This is a genomic window from Alkalibacterium olivapovliticus (assembly GCF_003003275.1).
Classification (GTDB): domain Bacteria; phylum Bacillota; class Bacilli; order Lactobacillales; family Carnobacteriaceae_A; genus Alkalibacterium; species Alkalibacterium olivapovliticum.
Map to the genome: position 1 here is coordinate 19488 of NZ_PVTO01000024.1, position 19986 is coordinate 39473.

At 40.4% G+C, this 19986-nt stretch carries 12 protein-coding genes, 20 tRNA genes, 1 rRNA gene, 1 pseudogene and 1 riboswitch; all 34 genes and pseudogenes read right to left on the reverse strand.

Going from position 1 to position 19986, the window contains the following annotated elements; genetic code table 11:
- Positions 1 to 102: 102 nt before the first annotated feature.
- Positions 103 to 1248 (reverse strand): tRNA guanosine(34) transglycosylase Tgt, encoded by a 1146-nt coding sequence (tgt, locus tag CLV38_RS10495; protein ID WP_106195287.1) that lies wholly within the window; start codon positions 1246 to 1248, stop codon positions 103 to 105.
- 18 nt (positions 1249 to 1266) lie between these two features.
- Positions 1267 to 2307, reverse strand: a pseudogene (gene queA, locus CLV38_RS10500) (tRNA preQ1(34) S-adenosylmethionine ribosyltransferase-isomerase QueA).
- A 21-nt stretch (positions 2308 to 2328) separates the two neighbouring features.
- Positions 2329 to 3342 carry a Holliday junction branch migration DNA helicase RuvB gene (gene ruvB, locus CLV38_RS10505; protein WP_106195290.1) on the reverse strand — a complete coding sequence of 338 codons (1014 nt, stop codon included), beginning with the start codon at positions 3340 to 3342 and terminating at the stop codon, positions 2329 to 2331.
- A gap of 27 nt (positions 3343 to 3369) precedes the next feature.
- Positions 3370 to 3984 (reverse strand): Holliday junction branch migration protein RuvA, encoded by a 615-nt coding sequence (ruvA, locus tag CLV38_RS10510; protein WP_106195293.1) that lies wholly within the window; start codon positions 3982 to 3984, stop codon positions 3370 to 3372.
- Positions 3985 to 4091: 107 nt separating this feature from the next.
- Entirely contained in the window at positions 4092 to 4520 is a 429-nt protein-coding gene (msrB, locus tag CLV38_RS10515; protein ID WP_425427786.1) for a peptide-methionine (R)-S-oxide reductase MsrB, read from the reverse strand.
- A 16-nt stretch (positions 4521 to 4536) separates the two neighbouring features.
- The gene (gene mutL / locus CLV38_RS10520; protein WP_106195298.1) at positions 4537 to 6432 is read right to left on the reverse strand and encodes a DNA mismatch repair endonuclease MutL; all 1896 of its coding nucleotides are present in this window, start codon (positions 6430 to 6432) and stop codon (positions 4537 to 4539) included.
- Positions 6433 to 6447: 15 nt separating this feature from the next.
- Positions 6448 to 9036 (reverse strand): DNA mismatch repair protein MutS, encoded by a 2589-nt coding sequence (gene mutS, locus CLV38_RS10525; protein WP_106195301.1) that lies wholly within the window; start codon positions 9034 to 9036, stop codon positions 6448 to 6450.
- Positions 9037 to 9536: 500 nt separating this feature from the next.
- On the reverse strand, positions 9537 to 11099 hold the full coding sequence (rny, locus tag CLV38_RS10530) for a ribonuclease Y (RefSeq protein WP_106195304.1): 1563 nt from the start codon (positions 11097 to 11099) through the stop codon (positions 9537 to 9539).
- 255 nt (positions 11100 to 11354) lie between these two features.
- Entirely contained in the window at positions 11355 to 12416 is a 1062-nt protein-coding gene (gene recA, locus CLV38_RS10535) for a recombinase RecA (protein WP_106195307.1), read from the reverse strand.
- Positions 12417 to 12537: 121 nt separating this feature from the next.
- A complete protein-coding gene (locus CLV38_RS10540; RefSeq protein ID WP_106195310.1) occupies positions 12538 to 13818 on the reverse strand; it encodes a competence/damage-inducible protein A in 1281 nt (426 codons plus the stop codon).
- Positions 13819 to 13949: 131 nt separating this feature from the next.
- On the reverse strand, positions 13950 to 14537 hold the full coding sequence (gene pgsA, locus CLV38_RS10545; protein ID WP_106195313.1) for a CDP-diacylglycerol--glycerol-3-phosphate 3-phosphatidyltransferase: 588 nt from the start codon (positions 14535 to 14537) through the stop codon (positions 13950 to 13952).
- 58 nt (positions 14538 to 14595) lie between these two features.
- Positions 14596 to 15510 carry a helix-turn-helix domain-containing protein gene (locus tag CLV38_RS10550; RefSeq protein ID WP_106195316.1) on the reverse strand — a complete coding sequence of 305 codons (915 nt, stop codon included), beginning with the start codon at positions 15508 to 15510 and terminating at the stop codon, positions 14596 to 14598.
- A gap of 276 nt (positions 15511 to 15786) precedes the next feature.
- Entirely contained in the window at positions 15787 to 16971 is a 1185-nt protein-coding gene (metK, locus tag CLV38_RS10555) for a methionine adenosyltransferase (RefSeq protein WP_106195319.1), read from the reverse strand.
- Positions 16969 to 17051, reverse strand: a riboswitch (SMK box riboswitch). (Overlaps the previous gene by 3 nt.)
- Positions 17052 to 17737: 686 nt before the next feature.
- Positions 17738 to 17808, reverse strand: a tRNA-Gly gene (locus CLV38_RS10565).
- Positions 17809 to 17814: 6 nt separating this feature from the next.
- Positions 17815 to 17887 (reverse strand) — tRNA-Phe (locus CLV38_RS10570).
- Between the two features lie 14 nt (positions 17888 to 17901).
- Positions 17902 to 17974, reverse strand: a tRNA-Asp gene (locus tag CLV38_RS10575).
- A 222-nt stretch (positions 17975 to 18196) separates the two neighbouring features.
- A tRNA-Ser gene (locus CLV38_RS10580) sits at positions 18197 to 18286 on the reverse strand.
- A gap of 20 nt (positions 18287 to 18306) precedes the next feature.
- Positions 18307 to 18378 (reverse strand) — tRNA-Glu (locus CLV38_RS10585).
- A 17-nt stretch (positions 18379 to 18395) separates the two neighbouring features.
- Positions 18396 to 18483: transfer RNA gene (locus CLV38_RS10590), tRNA-Ser, on the reverse strand.
- 26 nt (positions 18484 to 18509) lie between these two features.
- Positions 18510 to 18583 (reverse strand) — tRNA-Ile (locus CLV38_RS10595).
- Positions 18584 to 18613: 30 nt separating this feature from the next.
- A tRNA-Gly gene (locus CLV38_RS10600) sits at positions 18614 to 18684 on the reverse strand.
- A 6-nt stretch (positions 18685 to 18690) separates the two neighbouring features.
- Positions 18691 to 18763 (reverse strand) — tRNA-Asp (locus CLV38_RS10605).
- A gap of 93 nt (positions 18764 to 18856) precedes the next feature.
- Positions 18857 to 18929 (reverse strand) — tRNA-Met (locus CLV38_RS10610).
- Between the two features lie 16 nt (positions 18930 to 18945).
- Positions 18946 to 19019, reverse strand: a tRNA-Ile gene (locus tag CLV38_RS10615).
- Between the two features lie 7 nt (positions 19020 to 19026).
- Positions 19027 to 19100 (reverse strand) — tRNA-Met (locus CLV38_RS10620).
- Between the two features lie 15 nt (positions 19101 to 19115).
- Positions 19116 to 19189: transfer RNA gene (locus CLV38_RS10625), tRNA-Pro, on the reverse strand.
- 11 nt (positions 19190 to 19200) lie between these two features.
- Positions 19201 to 19274 (reverse strand) — tRNA-Arg (locus tag CLV38_RS10630).
- A gap of 13 nt (positions 19275 to 19287) precedes the next feature.
- Positions 19288 to 19373, reverse strand: a tRNA-Leu gene (locus tag CLV38_RS10635).
- A gap of 36 nt (positions 19374 to 19409) precedes the next feature.
- A tRNA-Gly gene (locus CLV38_RS10640) sits at positions 19410 to 19481 on the reverse strand.
- 30 nt (positions 19482 to 19511) lie between these two features.
- A tRNA-Thr gene (locus tag CLV38_RS10645) sits at positions 19512 to 19584 on the reverse strand.
- Positions 19585 to 19609: 25 nt separating this feature from the next.
- Positions 19610 to 19691: transfer RNA gene (locus CLV38_RS10650), tRNA-Leu, on the reverse strand.
- A 23-nt stretch (positions 19692 to 19714) separates the two neighbouring features.
- Positions 19715 to 19787, reverse strand: a tRNA-Lys gene (locus tag CLV38_RS10655).
- Between the two features lie 10 nt (positions 19788 to 19797).
- A tRNA-Val gene (locus tag CLV38_RS10660) sits at positions 19798 to 19870 on the reverse strand.
- Between the two features lie 30 nt (positions 19871 to 19900).
- Positions 19901 to 19986, reverse strand: a 5S ribosomal RNA gene (gene rrf, locus CLV38_RS14215); the annotation flags it as partial.

Genomic DNA, 19986 nt, shown 5'->3' on the forward strand with positions numbered 1-19986 from the left:
TAAACAATTGGCTTTCATTTTGTAATTTAAGAGAACGATTTTAATGTTTCACTACATACCTTAGCAAATTTTTAAGAAAATTACTAGTCTCATTAAAAAGTTCTAAAAGTTTTTAGCATTTGGCTTATTATAGCCATACTCTTCGAAAAAGGCTTCTTTGAACTCTAATAAGTTGTCTTCTCTTATTGCCTGTCTCACTTTTTTCATCAGGTCTAGAAGGAAGTACAAATTATGATAACTGGTGAGTCTCAGACCAAATGTCTCATCCGATTTGAGCAAATGTCTAAGGTAGGCTCTAGTGTAATTACGGCAAGTGTAGCAGTCACATTTTTCATCGAGGGGTCTGAAGTCTCTGGCGTAAGTCGCGTTTTTAATCACAACGCGTCCTTTGCTGGTCATAGTCGTTCCATTACGAGCAATTCGTGTCGGCAGTACGCAGTCAAACATATCCACTCCGCGCATGACTCCCTCTATAAGTGCATCAGGTGTCCCCACGCCCATTAAATAGCGAGGCTTGTCTTCAGGAAGTAGAGGTGTTGTAAAGTCTAGCACTCTGTACATATCTTCCTTTGGTTCCCCAACAGATAAACCACCTATTGAGTACCCTGCAAAATTCATGCTTGTCAGATCTTTAGCAGACTGTTTACGCAGTTCTTCAAAACCGGCACCTTGAACAATACCGAATAATCCCTGGCTGTCTGGTTTCTGATGAGCTTCCAGCCCTCTTTCAGCCCATCTTGATGTGCGCTCAACTGATTTTTTTACATAATCAAAACTTTCATCGAATGGAGGACATTCATCGAATGACATCATAATATCCGGACCTAATTTGTTCTGAATATTTATGGCTTTCTCTGGTGACAAGAACAACTTCGATCCATCGAGATGGCTCTTGAAGTGAACCCCTTCTTCTTCAATTTTTCTCATATCTGATAAAGAGAAGACTTGAAAGCCACCTGAGTCAGTTAAAATTCCTTTACTCCAGTTCATGAACTTGTGAAGTCCGCCAGCTTCTTCAATCAGATCCTCTCCAGGTCTCAACCAGAGATGATACGTATTACTCAATATGATACCGGCACCCATTTCTTCTAATTCTTCAGGTGCAATTGTTTTAACAGTAGCTAATGTCCCTACAGGCATGAACATAGGTGTTTCAAACGTTCCGTGAGGAGTGGTTATTTTTCCTAATCGTGCTCCCGTTCGCTTGTCTTTCTTCTCTAACTGGTAAGTTACTGGATGGTTAGTCATTTAAATCTCCTAATCTCATTATCTTTTTTTTACAAACATGGCATCGCCAAAACTGAAGAAGCGATACTTTTCTTCTACTGCGTGATGATAAGAACGCAGAACGAATTCCCGGCCTAAAAATGCGCTGACTAGCATGATAAGCGTTGATTTGGGCAAATGAAAGTTCGTCAGGAAAGCATCTACTGCTTTAAACTGATAGCCCGGTGATATGAAGATACTAGTCCATCCGCTGGCTGCTTTAAATTGCCCATCATACTCCTGTCCGATCGTTTCAAGCGTTCTGATAGATGTGGTTCCGATCGCAATAATACGGCCACCATTATTCTTCGTTTCATTCAGCATATCCGCAGATGTCTGAGACAACTGGTAAAATTCTTCATGCATTTTGTGTTCATCGATGTTGTCTACACTTACCGGTCTAAATGTGCCCAGTCAAACATGAAGGGTTAAAAATACCAGCTTTACGCCTTTATTCTTTATCTTTTCCAATAGTTCTTCAGTAAAATGAAGACCAGCTGTCGGTGCTGCTGCAGATCCGTTTTCTTTAGCATAAACTGTCTGATACCTTTCACTGTCTTGTAATCGCTCTTTGATATAAGGAGGTAAGGGCATCTCTCCTAACGATTCGAGTGTTTCTAAAAATATGCCATCGTATGAAAACTCAACAATTCTACCGCCATGTTCCAGTGATTCAAGAACTGTAGCCTTCAATCTGCCATCTCCAAAAGAGAGGACTGTCCCAGGCTTAGCTTTTTTGGCAGGTTTCATCAGCGTTTCCCATTTATCGTCTTCAATATTCTTCAACAGAAGAACTTCAATATGGGCATGGGTATCTTCTTTTTCGCCATACAACCTTGCAGGTAATACTCTAGTATCATTCATGACTAAAGCATCTCCCTCGTTCAATTCATCCACAATTGATTCGAATTGTCTGTCTTCAATCGTTTCAGACTCTTTAGTTAGAACCATCATTTTTGATGACGATCTGTTTTTTAAAGGGGTTTGAGCAATCAGTTCTTCAGGTAAAGCGAAATCAAAATCATCTGTAGTTAATGTCATTCGTGTACTCCTTTTAATATCTTAATTATCCGTAAGGTGTGTCAATTTTAAATGCTCATATGCTTTCTGAGTAGCTATTCTACCTCTTGAGGTCCTTTGGATAAACCCTTCTTTTAAAAGGAAAGGTTCTACCATATCTTCTATAGTATCCATTTCTTCTCCAATATTGGCTGACAACGTGTTCAATCCGACAGGCCCGCCATTATACAGCATGATCATCGTATTCAACAGCTTGTGATCCACACTGTCCAACCCTTCGTGATCTACCCTGAGCAGATCAAGAGCAGAAGAGGCAATTTCCTGATCGACTAATCCTTCGCCTTTCACTTCTGCATAGTCTCTCACCCGTTTCAGCAATCGGTTGGCGATTCTTGGAGTGCCCCTGGAACGTTTGGCGATTTCATAAGCGCCTTCTTGTCTGATTTGAGTCTGTAAAACAGAAGCTGATCTTAAAACGATGCGTTCAAGCTCTTCTTTTTTATAATATTCCATATGAGCCAGTATGCCAAATCGGTCTCTAAGAGGGGCTGACAATGTGCCTGCCCTGGTAGTTGCTCCAATCAGTGTAAACGGGGGCAGTGGGAAATGAACAGGGTGAGCAGTGTCTCCCTGTCCGATTATGATATCCACAAAGAAATCTTCCATTGCGGAATACAACATTTCTTCAGCTATTCTCGGCATTCTGTGTATTTCATCAATAAATAAGATACCGCCTGGTTCCAGATCATTCAACAACGCAACAAGATCTCCCGGTTTCTCAATAGCCGGTCCACTTGTTGTGCGAATGTCTGCCTCCATCTCATTAGCAATGACCATTGCCATCGTCGTTTTACCTAATCCAGGAGGGCCATACAGAAGGACATGATCCAGTGCTTCTTCCCGATTTTTGGCAGCTTTGATGTAAATTGACAATTCCTGCTTGATTTTCTCCTGACCGAGATACTGTTCCAGCCTTTGCGGCCTCAATGTGTGCTCGAGAGAATGCTCAGTTGTATCCATAAGTTGTTCTGAAGTCAAATGCTGGTTGTCTTCCATTGCTTTCTCCTTTTTATCTGTCACGCGTTACTTTTTCATGAGGAATGAGAGTGCTTCTCTAATGTAACCATCAGTCGACATGTTAGTTGCGGGTTGCAAGCTTTTCCTCACCCTGCTGATATCCTTGGCGGAATACCCTAAAGCAAGTAATGCTTCCATTGCTTCCTCATAGGACTGATCTCCGCTCTCACCCTTATCTAACACGGATTGTGAATGCCCTGAACCAGGATCCATCACTTCAAATTCAGACAGTTTCCCCTTCAGATCTAATACGATTTGCTGAGCTGTCTTTTTACCGACACCCGGAAATTTAATCAGGAATGTCACATTGTTATCCTCAATTGCCTGAACAAATCCTTGATGGTTGTCGTTAGCAAGTATAGCTAATGCTGATTTTGGTCCTATGCCGGACACATTGATCAGTTTCAGAAACAGATTTTTTTCTTCGAGCGATTTAAACCCGAACAGCTGAATACTATCCTGCTTGACATCCTGATAAAGGTAGACCATTGCTTGCTTTTTTAACTGTTCAGTCAATCTGAACGGATTTGCAATGAGCACTTTGTATCCTAATCCATTTGCTTCTATTACAATATAACTAGGGTAAATATGAGTTATTGTTCCTTTAATATATTCATACATTCGATTACCTCTTTTATTGTTAATCAATCTTAAGTATTATAACATAAAAACACCTATCCTTTAAGTGATGCTCAAGGATAGGTGTCTGGTAATAGTACTGATTTCTTTTATTCGAATTCTGCTAAATAGGCTTCGTAACCTTCTTCTTTCAGTTTTTCCTTAGGAACAAATTTCATAGCGGCAGAGTTGATACAATATCTCAGTCCGCCTTCTTCCGGAGGGCCATCATTAAACACGTGGCCTAAATGAGAATCAGCTTCTTTACTTCTGACTTCTGTTCTTTCCATTCCAAAAGCAGAATCTCTTTTTTCTTTAATAGACCGCTTCTCGATAGGTCTCGTAAACGAAGGCCATCCGCATCCTGCATCATATTTATCATTCGACGAAAAGAGTGGTTCTCCACTCACTACATCCACAAAAATACCGTCTTCGAAAAACACATCATATTCTCCCGTGCCCGGACGTTCTGTCGCATTCTTTTGAGTGACCTCATACTGAATAGGGGTCAGGCGCTTTTTCAGTTCTTTTTTATCCATCTGTATCATCCTTTCATTAATGTGGATCTTGTATTCGTTTGAACATCTTTTCCATATCGTTTGTCGTAAAACTGACCAGTACCGGTCTCCCATGAGGACAGTTATAGGGATTAGCCGTCTTTTTTAAATCTTCCAGCAGCTGAATACTTTCTTGCGAAGACAGATAATGATTAGCCTTTATTGAGCGTTTACAGCTCATCATTATTGCTGCAGCTTCTCTGAATTTACCCACGGACAGCGTCGAACGACTTAGAAAGAAATCGATCATTTCTTTGATTGTATCCTCTATTTGTCCAGCAATGATCCAGCTCGGATGATTTCGTATGATGAAACTGTTCTGCCCAAAGTCTTCAAGAAAAATCGATGCTTCTTCAAGCTTATCTTTGTTTTCTTTAATGACAATTGCTTCATCTGCAGGATAGTCCATCACAATTGGAACCAGTAATTCCTGCAGGTCAGTTCCCTGTTCTGATATAACAGCTTTATAATGCTCATACTTTATTCTTTCCTGAGCTGCGTGCTGATCTATAATATACAGCCCTTTTTCGTTTTGAGCAAATAAATAGGTTCCATGCATCTGTCCGAGGTACTCCAGTTCTGGAAAAGGTGAGTGTGTTTTAGTTAATTTATCGACATTCATTGCAGTTTTTAATATCGGCTCTTCGTGAGTCTCTTTAATCTGTTGAGTATTTGAGGACAACACATTGTCCTTATAGTCATCAGTGTAATCATTGAGTTGGTAAACCTCTGGAAGGGCCTCTTTTTGCAGGCGAGATTCTTCACTTGTTTCATTTAAAACTGGTTTTAGCTCAGAAGGTGAGTCCTGATTGAACTGAAATCTCGTTTGTTCACTTTTTTCAGTAGCAGAGTGTCTTTTTCTCTTTTCAGAACCATATACATTTTCCAGAGCATTTGGTATGCGTGTCTCCTGCCTCATACGCTCTTTGACTGCATCAGTAATCAACTGACCCAGTTCCTTCTCATTGCTGATTCGAACCTGCTGTTTTGTCGGGTGTACATTAACATCCAGTAGTAAAGGGTCCATATCAATAGTGATAACTGCGATCGGGAAACGCCCCACCATCAAAGTCGATCCATACCCTTCTACAATAGATCTAGTTAGAGCATAATTCTTGATTACTCTCCCATTTACGATGAGTGTGATATAGGTGTTGCTTGCTCTGGTTACTTCGGGTAAAGAAACATAGCCGGACAGCGTAAAATCAAACGATTCCTTGCCGATGGCTTTCATCTTCTTGGCAGTTGCTACCCCATAGATACCTGCTATTGCCTGAATCTGATCTTTGTTTCCAACGGTCTTGACCATTGTAGAATCGTCAGATACGAACTTGAATGCGATTTCCGGGTGAGCCAGTGCAAATCGATTGATTGTATCTGTAATATGAGCCAGTTCTGTTTTAAGTGTTTTAACATACTTTAAACGGGCGGGTGTATTGTAGAATAAATCTTCGACGGCTATTTTCAGGCCTTTTCGTGATTTCGCACTCTGATCTTCCAGTAATTCTCCACCTTTTAGAACGACTCGTCTCCCTGGCTTCCCATCTTCTGCTGTCTCTAACGTCACTTTAGAGACGGAGGCGATACTCGGTAAAGCTTCTCCACGAAATCCCAGTGTTCTGATCCTGAATAGATCCTCATTCGATATGATTTTACTCGTAGCATGGCGATCGAAAGCAGACAAGACTTCTTCTTCAGTTATGCCTTCTCCGTCATCGATAACCTGAATGCTTTTCAATCCAGCCTCTTCCACAAATACTTCAATGCGCCTGCTGCCAGCATCGATAGCATTCTCAACCAGTTCCTTAACTACAGAGGCCGGACGCTCAATGACTTCTCCAGCAGCTATCTGATTGGCCATATTGGGAGACATTATTTGAATATGCTGACTCATTCATTCTCTCCCCTTTCAATCTGACTTTATATTATCTTGTAATTGACTCAATAACTGTAACGCTTCAATGGGCGTAGTATTTAAAATATTTAACTTCCGAAGAGCATTAAGTGTTTCTTTTTCAGAATCAGTCAGTTCTTCAAACAAATCTAATTGAGTCTGACTTTCTTCTATAACAGTCATTTTCTCAGGCACTTTCTTTTCAAACAAATGCTCTTCTTTCTGTTCCAGGTCTTTCAGTATTTTTCCAGCTCGATTTAAAAGAGAGGTCGGTAATCCTGCCAGCTTAGCCACTTGCACCCCATAGCTTTTATCAGCCGGCCCCGGCATCATTTTGTGAAGAAAAACAAGATCACCATCATCTTCAACTGCTCCAACATGTACATTTTCAAGTCCGCTCAGTCTTTCCTCCAGTATGGTCAGTTCATGATAATGCGTAGAGAACAGTGTCTTCGCTTTTATTGTATCATGAACGTATTCAATAATAGCTTCAGCTAATGCCATTCCATCATACGTCGCTGTTCCTCTTCCTATTTCATCAAACAATAGTAAACTGTTAGAAGTCGCATGCTGGATAGCCTGGTTCGTTTCATTCATTTCGACCATGAATGTACTCTGCCCACCAATCAGGTCGTCCATTGCCCCAATGCGGGTGAACAAACGATCAAATACGGGGATCGAAGCCTCCTCTGCCGGCACAAAGCATCCCATTTGACCCATAATGACAGTAAGCGCCAATTGTCTCATGAATGTGCTCTTACCGGACATGTTTGGCCCCGTAATCAGCAGCACAGACGTGCCATCAGTCAACTCAACGTCGTTAGGTACATAGGACTGCTCTCCCATAACTTTTTCAACGACTGGGTGTCTCCCGTTCTTAATAAAAATATCCTGTGAGTCTTCTTTAAGTTTTGGCCTGACATAATTATACTCTTCACTAACTGTCGCAAAACTCTGTAGAGCATCGATTTTAGCAATCGTTCGTGCAAGATCCTGTAATCGGTCGATCTGATTTTTGATGGTTTGACGAACCTCAACGAACAATTCGTACTCCAGATTCTTGGACTTTTCTTCAGCTTCGAGTATCAGCGCTTCCTTTTCTTTCAGTTCTGGTGTACTGTACCGTTCTGCATTGCTTAAAGTCTGTTTGCGTTCATATCGCCCTTCTTCGAGCTTAGAAACGTTCCCTTTGGATATTTCGATATAGTAACCGAACACTTTATTAAATCCGATTTTCAGATTCTTGATACCAGTGGCTGCTCTTTCTTTCTGTTCGAGTTCAGCCATCCATTGCTTTCCGTTAGTCATTGCCTCTTTATATACATCTAACTGTTCATGGAATCCTTTTTTTATGATGTCGCCATCCGTAATTGAAAGCGGTGGTTCTTCGAAGATAGCTTTTTCAATAATATCTTTTACTTCATCAATTGGATCTAATTGCCCAAGGTAATTATCCCAATGCCCTTCTATATTTAACCCTTTAATAATATCAATTAAATAAGGGACCTGACTGAGAGACTGTTTCAGTTGAATAAGATCGCGCGCGTTTACAGTGCCAAAAGCAACTCTACCGGCTAATCGTTCAAGGTCATAAATATTTTTCAAAACGTCTATCAGATCATTGCGTTCGAAAAAATGAGTCAGGAGTCCTTCTACGATATTCAGACGCTCTTCGATTTTCTTTTTCTGAATCAATGGTTTTTCGAGCCAGGATCTCAGCATCCGTCCACCCATAGCTGTTTTAGTTTCGTCAAGGAGCCATAGCAATGTTCCTTTTTTGGATCCGTCTCTAAGTGATTTGGTCAGCTCCAGGTTTCTTCTTGCGTCTTGTCCGTATACTAGATAATGACTGATTTCATATCGCTGCACGACCTGTAAATGATCCAAGCTTCTCATCTGAGTTTCAGACAGGTAATGAAGCAGTAAATCGATGACTCTGATCTCAGACCTGCCTGTAAAATCTGTTGTCAAATTTTCCAGAGAATGAGTATACATACTTTCTGTCGGATGAGAAATGGAAAGGTTATAATTCTGAGATAATGTCTCCTGAAGATTCAAAAACTCTCCAGGTTCCACTATGATTTCTCTGCAGTTCAATGCAGTGATTTCATTAATAACATCCTGTACTGTTTCTATTTCTGTAACTTTTAGCTCTCCTGTCGTCAGATCGGCGTATGACAATCCAATCGACGTACCTAAATCAGCTATAGCTGCTAGATAGTTGTTCTCTTTGGCATTAACTGTTTTTGACTGCATCACTGTTCCAGGCGTTACGACCTGTACCACTTCTCTTTTGACCATACCTTTTGCCAGTTTAGGATCTTCAACCTGTTCACAAATGGCTACCTTGTATCCCATCTCGATCAGACTGTCAATATATCCTGAAGCTGCATGATGAGGGACTCCACACATCGGAATCTGTTCATCGGCATTTTTGTTTCTACTGGTCAATGTCAACTCGAGCAATCTGGCCACTTTAACAGCATCTTCAAAGAAAAGCTCATAGAAATCGCCTAAGCGGTAAAATAAAAAAGCATAAGGATACTGTTTTTTTATAGCTAAATATTGTTCCATCATTGGTGTGTGTTTTGTTTTTTGAGGCAATTAAATCACTCTCTCTATCAATCTACTGACGATTATTCAGTTTAAACATGCACGACATCGTCTATTCATGTAATTATTGGTTATATTGCTTACCCTGTTCCGTTATTACTATTTATTGAGCGGTACTTAAGTGGTTTGGGATCGGTATGAGGCACCTCAATCCGGATTATATAGCTGTGTATGAAACTGCTGCAGAATAGGCTTTTTTATGTAGAACCTCACCCTACTCTCCCATCATCACGTTATCTGTCCGATGAGCAGTCTCTCAAGGAGTATTTGCTGCATTTTACATGGATAAAAGTACCCCTTCACTGTGCTATAGACATTTCAGCAGTTATATACGGGTAAAGAATGAGTACATTCAGTCTCCTCATTTCTATTTCTGGTTCTATTTTACCAGTTATAGGGGATGGAAATCAAAATGAATACGATACTTCTCTTAATCAATATAAAAAACCAATCATAATAGACGTTAGCCCAAATGATTGGTTTTGAAGTAATTATTTTGCGTATTCAACTGATCTAGTTTCGCGTATAACCGTTACTTTTATGTGTCCAGGATAATCCATATCGTCCTCGATCTGTTTGCGAACATCTCTAGCTAGTTTAGAAGCCATGCTATCGTCCAGTTCTTCTGGCTTAACGATAATACGTACTTCACGACCAGCTTGAATGGCGAAGCTTTCTTTAACGCCTTTATGACTATTAGAGATTCTTTCAAGATTTTTTAGTCTCTGCAGATAATGCTCTAATGATTCACTTCGGGCTCCAGGTCTTGCAGCTGATATAGAATCCGCAGCTTCAACTAATACAGAAATAACCGATGTTGCATCGATATCTCCGTGGTGAGAAGCAATTGCGTTGATTACAGTATCACTTTCCTGATATTTCAAAGCGATTTGAGCGCCTATTTCAACGTGTGATCCTTCAACTTCACTGTCTAATGCTTTGCCTAAATCATGAAGCAGGCCAGCTCTTTTAGCAAGTTGAATATCTTCACCAAGTTCGGCAGCCATTACGCCTGCCAGTTTCGCAACTTCAATCGAATGATTCAATACATTTTGACCATAACTTGTTCTAAAGTGTAAGCGACCAACGATTTTCATTAAATCAGGGTGGATAGAATGAATGCCAAGTTCAAACATGGCTTCTTCTCCAATTTCTCTGATTCGTTCGTCCATCTCCTTACGAGATTTTTCTACAGCCTCTTCAATCCTACCTGGGTGAATGCGTCCATCGGAAATCAGTTTTTCCAATGCCATCTTAGCAACTTCTCTTCTAATTGGATCATAACCGCTTAAAACGACTGCTTCTGGAGTGTCATCAATAATCAAGTCCATTCCAGTTAAGCTTTCAAGGGTTCTGATGTTACGTCCTTCACGACCGATGATACGACCTTTCATATCATCATTCGGTAAATTGATGACACTTACAGTTGATTCAGTTACACGATCTGCTGCACAACGCTGGATAGCTTGTGTGACAAGTGCCTTAGCTTTTTTATCAGCTTCGACTTTAGCTTTATCCTCGAATTGTTTGACCATAATGGCCATTTCACGTGATAAATCATCTTCTGTCTGTTTAAGAACTATAGATTTCGCTTCTTCTTCCGACAATGCTGCGATAGTATGAAGCTTACTCTGCTGCTCTTCCAGTATATCCTGTGCAGCCTGTTCAAGCTCTTCTACTTTCTTTTGACGAGCAGAGAGTTTATCTTCTCTACTTTGCAATGAACTTTCCCTCTTATCTAAAGTATTCCCTTTTCGCTCAAGGTTATCTTCTCTTTGTGCGAGTCTATTTTCCTGACGAGATACTTCAGCTCGACGTTCTTTCAGCTCCCACTCTACCTCTGTTCGATAAGAATGGATTTCTTCCTTTGCCTCCAGCAACGCTTCTTTTTTCAAGGTTTCAGCTTCTTTATTTGCATCTTCAACAATATCTTCAGCTGTTTGCTTAGAATTAGCTAATCTTTTTTCAAAACTTTGCTTAGTAAAATAAATCCCTGCAACCATACCTATAATCAAAGCAACGATGACAGCGAAGGCTATTGAAAGTATGTCCATCTAATCACCTCCGTATCATTATTTTGTTTTTTTTCATGCATAAAATAATCAGATATTTTTTGACAATATCATATTTATGTTATTTAACACGATTTAGTTGTGCCTCTATTATTAACTTTATAGAAACATACTAGTTTAATTTTATAGGTCTTTAAAGCTTCTGTCAACTAAGATTTTGAGCTTGCTATTTACAGACATAAAAAAACGGCAGGACTTTTTCTGGATTTAGAAAGAGTTCTGCCGTTTTTTTAGTGATTAATCCAATTCAAGTGTTTCAGGTTCTGTTTCAGTTTCTTTTTCGACGCTTTCGACAACTTCTACTTCTTCATCACCTATACCATATGCGATTCTTACTTTTTTCTCGATTTCCGCTCTTAACTCAGGATGATCGACTAGATACTGTTTAGCATTCTCTCTACCTTGACCAATACGTTCATCTCCATAAGAGTACCATGCACCAGCTTTATTGATGATTTCTTCTTCAGAACCCATATCAACAATTTCCCCAACCTGAGAAATTCCTTCACCGTACATAATATCCACCAATGCAACTTTAAATGGTGGCGCAATTTTATTTTTTACAACTTTAATTTTAGTTCGATTACCCGTCATATCTTGTCCAGACTTAATGGACTCTCCACGTCTGACTTCAAGTCTGACAGTCGAGTAAAATTTTAGTGCACGACCGCCTGGTGTTGTTTCGGGATTACCAAACATGACACCTACTTTTTCACGAATCTGGTTGATGAATAACGCAATCGTTTTCGTCTTGTTTATCGACCCGGACAATTTACGCAGTGCTTGAGACATCAATCTAGCTTGAAGACCAATATGGGAATCTCCCATCTCTCCATCGATTTCGGCTCTTGGAACTAAAGCAGCAACTGAGTCGATAACAACCATATCAACCGCACCACTTGAAACCAGAGCATCTGCTATTTCCAATGCTTGTTCTCCTGTATCCGGTTGAGATAACAGCAGTTCGTCAATATCTACTCCTAATGCTCGTGCATACTTGGGATCTAATGCGTGCTCAGCATCGATAAAAGCAGCTATTCCGCCATTAGCCTGTACAGAGGCAATCGCGTGCAAAGCAACCGTTGTTTTACCTGAGCTTTCAGGTCCATAAACTTCGATGATTCTTCCTCTAGGATATCCACCTATACCGAGTGCTACATCAAGTGCTAGTGACCCACTGGATACACTTTTGACCTGAGTGTCAATTTTCTCACCCATCTTCATAATAGACCCTTTACCATAACTTTTCTCAATCTTTTTCAATGCTACTTCTAAAGCTTTTGCGCGATCATCCGCCATTTAATTTCCTCCTACATCTTTCAATGTGTGCTTTTTAATCCGAGAATATATAATTTATACCTATATCTATTTTAAGCTTTAGAATCAAAAAAATCAAGCTTTTTTCGAACATTCATTCGCTTTAGTGTTTGTCCTCACCGTAAAACACTGTATTTTCAGTCGGCAGTTCTAATAAAACCCTTCTAACTAATTCCATTGCATTTAGTACAGCTAACATTCTATTTTTATTCCTCTTGAATCCGAAATGATAATGTTTTGAAAATGATTGTTTGTCTTTGAATGCTATCCCTATCCAGACAGTACCAGGTATCTGATTTTCCAGTGAACTCGGTCCTGCTACACCGGTTAATCCTACGCCAATATCAGCTCCGAACAACTTCCGAGATTTCTCAGCCATTTCAATGGCACATTCCGGACTGACCACTCCATACTTTTCTATTGTTTCTTTGGTCACCTTCAGTACATTATTCTTCTTGTCTGCACTGTAAGTCACCAATCCACCTTCTATAATAGATCCTGCAGATAAATCACTAGTAAGCATACTTAAAAAAGCTCCTCCAGTCAGACTTTCTGCTGCAGTAATAGTCAAATCTCTTTCTAAAAGCATGTCTTTAATTACATCCGCTAACCTTTTATCCCCATAACCGTAAAAGTAATCCGACAAGTGTGACATGATTTCTTCTTCGATTTTGTCTATTTCTTTATTTCCTTTATCTTCATCATCTGCTTTGGCAGTAATCCTTATTGTAATCTCTCCTTCATTTGCATAAATAGCAATGGTAGGATTGGACTGGCTTTGTATAATAGAACTGATTCTTTTAGCCAGCTGTGCTTCTGTCAGTCCAAAAAATCGTAATACTCTGGAAATCAGAACTTGTTCATTCAATGTATGTTTGACCAGTTCTTCATTCAGATAATTCTTCACCATTGGTTCCAGCTCATCTGGCGGTCCAGGAAGTAGAACATAATGGTGCCCCCCTTTTGACAGCATCATACCAACAGCTAATCCAGTGTCATTAGTCAATGCTAGGGAATCAGCTAAAATCAGTGCCTGAAGCTGATTATTCTCAGGCATTTCAAAGTCTGAATTTTTATGATAAGTTATAATTTTATCTTCAGTTTCCTCATGAAGAATAAGATCTACTTTTAAATACTCAGCCATTGTCTTTTTTGTTATATCATCTTCAGTTGGTCCCAGCCCACCAGACATTATTACCAGATCAACTCTTTCCTCAGCTTGCTTGACTGCTTCTATCAATCGGTCAGGATTGTCACCCACAGTCACATGGTGATACACTTCTATCCCAAGCGAAGCCAGCTCTCTGGATAAATAAGCTGCGTTACTGTTGTCCACTTGACCAAGTAGTAACTCTGTCCCAATAGAAATAATCTCTGCTTTCATTTATATCCTCCTATAATATATATTTACATATAAACTGATTTCTCACTAATATTTTAACACAAGGGTACAAAAATTGATTTGATGACGAATCAAAAAAAGCACACAGCAGCAACTGTATGCTTTTCTTGAATTTATTCTGTAAATGTACCTGAAAACATGTCTCTTGCTTCGTAAAAATAATTGACTCCGGAATAAATTGTAAAAAACAGACAGACATATAATAACACGGTTCCTATGGAAAAATTAATAAATCCAAAAGGAAAATCATTCATCAATAGAAAGATTATAGCAAACATCTGAGTGTTCGTTTTTATTTTCCCTGGCCATGCTGCAGCCATAACTGTTCCACCTTGTTCAACTAGTATAAGTCGTAATCCAGTGACTGCTAATTCTCTGGACACAATAATGGCCACGACCCAAGAAGGGGCTAATCCTAATTCAACCAGAAGAATCAAAGCTGACATGACCAGCATTTTGTCTGCTAGTGGATCAGCAAATTTGCCAAAATTAGAAACGATGTTCATTTTTCTGGCTAAATAACCGTCCAGCCAGTCAGTGAAACTGGCTACTGCAAAGACTGCTGTAGCCACTAATAGCTGGATGTCGACCGTTGTTCCAAGTGCAGAAAAGGTCCCCCAGTCAAGAGGCACTAATACCAGTAAGATGAATAGTGGGATTAAAAAAATCCTGAATAAGGTTATTTTGTTAGGTAGATTCATTTTTTCCTCCTGATGGGGATCAGTGAAATCAAGTCTCACTAATACTTATTTTCTGCCGTTATTCAAACGTGATGTACATCTCTTGTCTTACAGATTCAGTAGCGGCCTCACCATAAGCTAACGGTTCACCATTCAGTTCTACTATAGTTGCAGAGGCGTTACCAATAACTAGCGAAATTTCAGAAACGCCATCATCAAGATTCACTTCTAAGGTTTGACCATCTTCCACTGTTCCCTGTTCCATCATATTTCCATCTACCTGAATACTTACCCATGATCTTCCATTCTCAGCTCTAAGGCCAATTGTCTGCTGATCAGGAACTGTTCCAGAAATTTGATATGTGGTGGAATTATTAGTACCATCGACTTCTACTATTGACAACTCATCTGTCTCATCTTCATTGTCTTCCTCTGTATCTTCCTCTGTATCTTCGTCATTATCATCGCTTTCCGAATTAGACTCTTCGGTATCAGAATCTTCTTCACTATCTTCCAGCTCGTCATTATTATCGACTTCTAATATTTCAGAAGTGTCGTCACCTTGTATGAACGAATCAGCGTCTCCATTGCCTCCACCATTAGTAACTGCAACATAAATCGCAAATATAATGGCAATAACTAACAATACTATCAGGATTGTTGGTAAGCTATCCTGTATGGTCGCTAAAAAGCCACTGCTTTTAGTTTTAGACCTGGTTTGCGTACTTTGGACACCTTTAGTATATGATGCATCACTTACTTGAGGTAATGAGTCCATGTGACTGTTTATCAATTCTTCTCCATTTAATCCGACCGAATCAGCATACTGTTTAATAAAGGCTCGGGCATAAAATGTTCCTGGCAGTACATCGTGATTTCCTTCTTCAACAGCAATCAAATATCTTTTTTGAATTTTAGTCATTTGCTGTAAGTCATCAAGAGTATACCCTTTTGCCTGACGAGCTTCTTTAAGCTTATCTCCTATTTCGTTCAAACTACTTCACCTGCCTAGTGTATTTCTTGAAATCTATATATAAATAATAGTAGATTGTTTTTATGCGTTTAATAAACTATCTATCTTTAAAAGTATACCATATGATATTTTACTAGTATAGTGAATAAAGCTCTTTATTATTAAAAGGTTTTTTTAAGTTTTTATTACAAAACACTCGCATTATTTAGCCTTTACTGCATATATATACAGTTTTCGTCAATCTATTCAATTAACAGAAAAACACAAAATTTCATTAGAAATTTTGTGTTTTCAGCTTTATAAATTAGAGTGTAAATCATCAATTTTATCGGTTTTTTCCCATGGCAAGTCAATATCGGTACGGCCAAAATGGCCATAAGCAGCTGTCTGTTTATAGATTGGCTTTTTCAAGTCCAGCATTTTTATGATTCCGGCAGGTCTCAGATCGAACACCTTACGGATAGCTCCAATAAGCTGATCACTAGAAACCTTTCCTGTACCAAATGTGTCGACAGAAATGGAAACAGGTTGCGCGACTCCAATGGCATATGCTAATTGAACCTCAACCTTGTCCGCCAATTTGGCAGCCACTATGTTCTTAGCAATATATCTTGCTGCATAGCTAGCAGAACGATCGACTTTAGTCGCATCTTTTCCAGAAAAGGCTCCTCCACCATGCCTTGCGTATCCACCATAAGTGTCCACTATAATTTTTCTACCAGTAAGGCCGGCATCTCCTTGAGGACCCCCCACAACAAATCGACCAGTTGGATTGATGTAGTATTTAGTCTCATCATCTAACCATTTAGCTGGGATTACTTCTGAAATGACTTCAGTCATGATATCTCTATTAAGTTGTTCTGCGGTGACATCAGGCCTGTGCTGGGTGCTCACCACTATAGCATCAATCCGTTTAGGCTTCTCCTGTTCATCGTATTCGACGGTGACTTGAGCTTTACCATCCGGTCTTAAGTAATCCAGCACTTTGTTTTTACGAACTTTAGCTAACTGTTTAGTCAACTGATGGCTAAGAGAAATCGGCAGTGGCATTAATTCGGGTGTTTCATTCGTTGCAAATCCAAACATCAACCCCTGATCTCCTGCTCCGATTTTATCCAGTTCATCATGATTTTCCGTCTTATATTCTACGGAATCATCTACACCAACCGCTATATCCGGCGACTGATCATCAATGCTCACGACTACCGAACATGTATCTGCATCAAACCCATATTTTGCACGAGTATACCCAATACCTCTAATCGTATCTCTAGCAATTTTCTGCATATCAACATAGGTTTCTGTTCGAATTTCACCGGCTATCAAAACCAGACCAGTAGTCACTAATGTTTCACATGCTACTCTGGCTTCCGGATCTTTTGAAAGAATCGCATCTAATATCGCATCACTTATCTGATCAGCGATTTTATCTGGATGACCTTCTGTTACTGATTCTGACGTAAATAATCTCTTTTCATTCATTTTTATTCCCCCTAAAGCTATTCGGTTACAAGGCTTCCGACCGGTTGTGGCCGTCCTATCGGGAATTCATTGTAAACCTCCACTATTTTACCATATAAATGAGATTATTTCATTCCTGATTTGATCAGCAATTAGAATATGTTTTAATATGAAATACTATAATAGAGTGACTTATGCTATTATTATAATTGAAGCTAAAATGAGAGGAGTGATGTTATGTTTTTACCCGGCAATAAACTTCCCGGTCACATGTTAATACTTTTGACTGCCGTTATCCCGGGACTGCTTTTTTCATTGAAGTACGAAACTATAAATTGGCTCCCTTTGGTTATGCTGACCTTATATACTTCACTTTTACTTTATATTCGCCACACCATTCAGCAGTCAAAAACGATTCAGTCTATTACAGGAATCGTTGCTATAATCATCCCAATAGTCTTTTTTGCACTGAACTATTCAGTAACGACTCTACTATTACTTAGTATAATTCCTTTACTCTTTTGTTCAAAACCCCTTTTTCTGAACTATAACCTAATGAAATTATACAGTCTGCTGGAGATTGTTATAATTATAGTCTGTCTTAACAGTTTTTCGTTTTATCTCCAAACCTATTTTATAACTTTAGAAGTCCTGCTATTTTTAAGTAGTATAGTTGTTGGAATAATAGTCTTTCGGTTCTTACTTATAAAAACTACACACGGTTCATCTGAAGTACAAAAAAAGGAATCTCATTAAAAGAGATTCCTTTTTTTTGTGTTTTTACCTAAGCGGGTGAGGAGAATCGAACTCCCGACATCAGCTTGGAAGGCTGGGGTTTTACCACTAAACTACACCCGCAAATTATGGCGCTGGACAGAGTCGAACTGCCGACACACGGAGCTTCAATCCGTTGCTCTACCAACTGAGCTACAGCGCCTTAAAATAAAAAAACGGTCCCGACGGGAATCGAACCCGCGATCTCCTGCGTGACAGGCAGGCGTGATAACCGCTACACTACGGGACCTGACTAAAAAACTATTCATAAACAATTGACTTTCCTTTAAATAATTTCTACTCGAACAGTTTCGAATCGTCAGTAGACACTGAAAAACGAAATACTGCAAATTGATTATTGAGTATACACTTGTAAGCTTCTAAAGAAGCAACAATCTCAAAATGAGATACTGCAAGCTGAAGCTTGAGTATGCCATGTCTGTAATCGCTAAAGCTTCAACAGCCATGGCAAAGGAGGATGTGGGATTCGAACCCACGCGCGTTTTGACACGCCTGACGGTTTTCAAGACCGTTCCCTTAAGCCGGACTTGGGTAATCCTCCATAAAAACTATTTTGTTGCATGACCCCTACGGGATTCGAACCCGTGTTACCGCCGTGAAAGGGCGGTGTCTTAACCGCTTGACCAAGGGGCCTGATTGAAATAATAAAACGGAGAAGGAGGGATTTGAACCCTCGCGCCGGGTAACCGACCTACACCCTTAGCAGGGGCGCCTCTTCAGCCACTTGAGTACTTCCCCATACCAATTAATTAAAATTGATATCATGGGCCTAAATGGACTCGAACCATCGACCTCACGCTTATCAGGCGTGCGCTCTAACCAGCTGAGCTATAGGCCCTGAAAATCAGGTTATACTATTTAAGTATAAAGCGGGTGAGGAGAATCGAACTCCCGACATCAGCTTGGAAGGCTGGGGTTTTACCACTAAACTACACCCGCATAAAACGGTCCCGACGGGATTCGAACCCGCGATCTCCTGCGTGACAGGCAGGCGTGATAACCGCTACACTACGGGACCTCACTTTTGCTAAAAACTATATAAGACACACTGCAGGCTATTGCCTGAGTGTATCATGCTTGTACGTTGCTAAAGCAACTACAGGCATGATAATTGCGGGGGCAGGACTTGAACCTGCGACCTCCGGGTTATGAGCCCGACGAGCTGCCAACTGCTCTACCCCGCGATAATAAGTAAATCAATGGACCTTGCAGGACTCGAACCTGCGACCGAACGGTTATGAGCCGTTTGCTCTAACCAACTGAGCTAAAGGTCCGCTTCCATAGCGGCGGAGGGGATCGAACCCCCGACCTCACGGGTATGAACCGTACGCTCTAGCCAGCTGAGCTACACCGCCATTTAATATTACTAATCGGGAAGACAGGATTCGAACCTGCGACCCCTTGGTCCCAAACCAAGTGCTCTACCAAGCTGAGCTACTTCCCGAAGATAAAAAGTGCACCCTAGAGGACTTGAACCTCTAACCGCCTGATTCGTAGTCAGGTACTCTATCCAATTGAGCTAAGGGTGCAAAATGTGTAACATACCGAGGGCCGGAGTCGAACCGGCACGGAGAATACTCCCCGCAGGATTTTAAGTCCTGTGCGTCTACCAATTCCGCCACCCCGGCAAGAGTGTGATTGGGTTTACTAAGTTGCTGTAAACAAGCGAAAGACGGGATTCGAACCCGCGACCCCCACCTTGGCAAGGTGATGTTCTACCACTGAACTACTTTCGCATATGGTATTAGTTATATAAATAAAAAAGATGCCGGCTAAAGGATTTGAACCCTCGACCCACTGATTACAAATCAGTTGCTCTACCAACTGAGCTAAGCCGGCTAAATCAATATAAGAGATACTTTCATGCGGATGGAGGGACTTGAACCCCCACGCCGTGAAGCGCTAGATCCTAAATCTAGTGCGTCTGCCAATTCCGCCACATCCGCATATATAAGAATAACCTTATATATGAGCCGTACAGGATTCGAACCTGTGACCCTCTGATTAAAAGTCAGATGCTCTACCAACTGAGCTAACGGCTCTTAAAAAAAATGGAGGTTAACGGGCTCGAACCGCTGACCCTCTGCTTGTAAGGCAGATGCTCTCCCAACTGAGCTAAACCTCCGGAAAAAAATAAAAAAGCAATAAAAGAGCTGCACGGCAACGTCCTGCTTTCACAAAGGGAAACCCTTCACTATCCTCGGCGCTGGGAAGCTTAACGGCTGTGTTCGAAATGGGAAC

What these genes read in the sequence shown, in the direction of transcription:
- tgt (WP_106195287.1), bottom strand. Translation starts at nt 1,248, where the DNA reads ATGACTAACCATCCAGTAACTTACCAGTTAGAGAAGAAAGACAAGCGA.
- ruvB (WP_106195290.1), bottom strand. Translation starts at nt 3,342, where the DNA reads ATGGAAGACAACCAGCATTTGACTTCAGAACAACTTATGGATACAACT.
- ruvA (WP_106195293.1), bottom strand. Translation starts at nt 3,984, where the DNA reads ATGTATGAATATATTAAAGGAACAATAACTCATATTTACCCTAGTTAT.
- msrB (WP_425427786.1), bottom strand. Translation starts at nt 4,520, where the DNA reads ATGGATAAAAAAGAACTGAAAAAGCGCCTGACCCCTATTCAGTATGAG.
- mutL (WP_106195298.1), bottom strand. Translation starts at nt 6,432, where the DNA reads ATGAGTCAGCATATTCAAATAATGTCTCCCAATATGGCCAATCAGATA.
- rny (WP_106195304.1), bottom strand. Translation starts at nt 11,099, where the DNA reads ATGGACATACTTTCAATAGCCTTCGCTGTCATCGTTGCTTTGATTATA.
- recA (WP_106195307.1), bottom strand. Translation starts at nt 12,416, where the DNA reads ATGGCGGATGATCGCGCAAAAGCTTTAGAAGTAGCATTGAAAAAGATT.
- CLV38_RS10540 (WP_106195310.1), bottom strand. Translation starts at nt 13,818, where the DNA reads ATGAAAGCAGAGATTATTTCTATTGGGACAGAGTTACTACTTGGTCAA.
- pgsA (WP_106195313.1), bottom strand. Translation starts at nt 14,537, where the DNA reads ATGAATCTACCTAACAAAATAACCTTATTCAGGATTTTTTTAATCCCA.
- metK (WP_106195319.1), bottom strand. Translation starts at nt 16,971, where the DNA reads ATGAATGAAAAGAGATTATTTACGTCAGAATCAGTAACAGAAGGTCAT.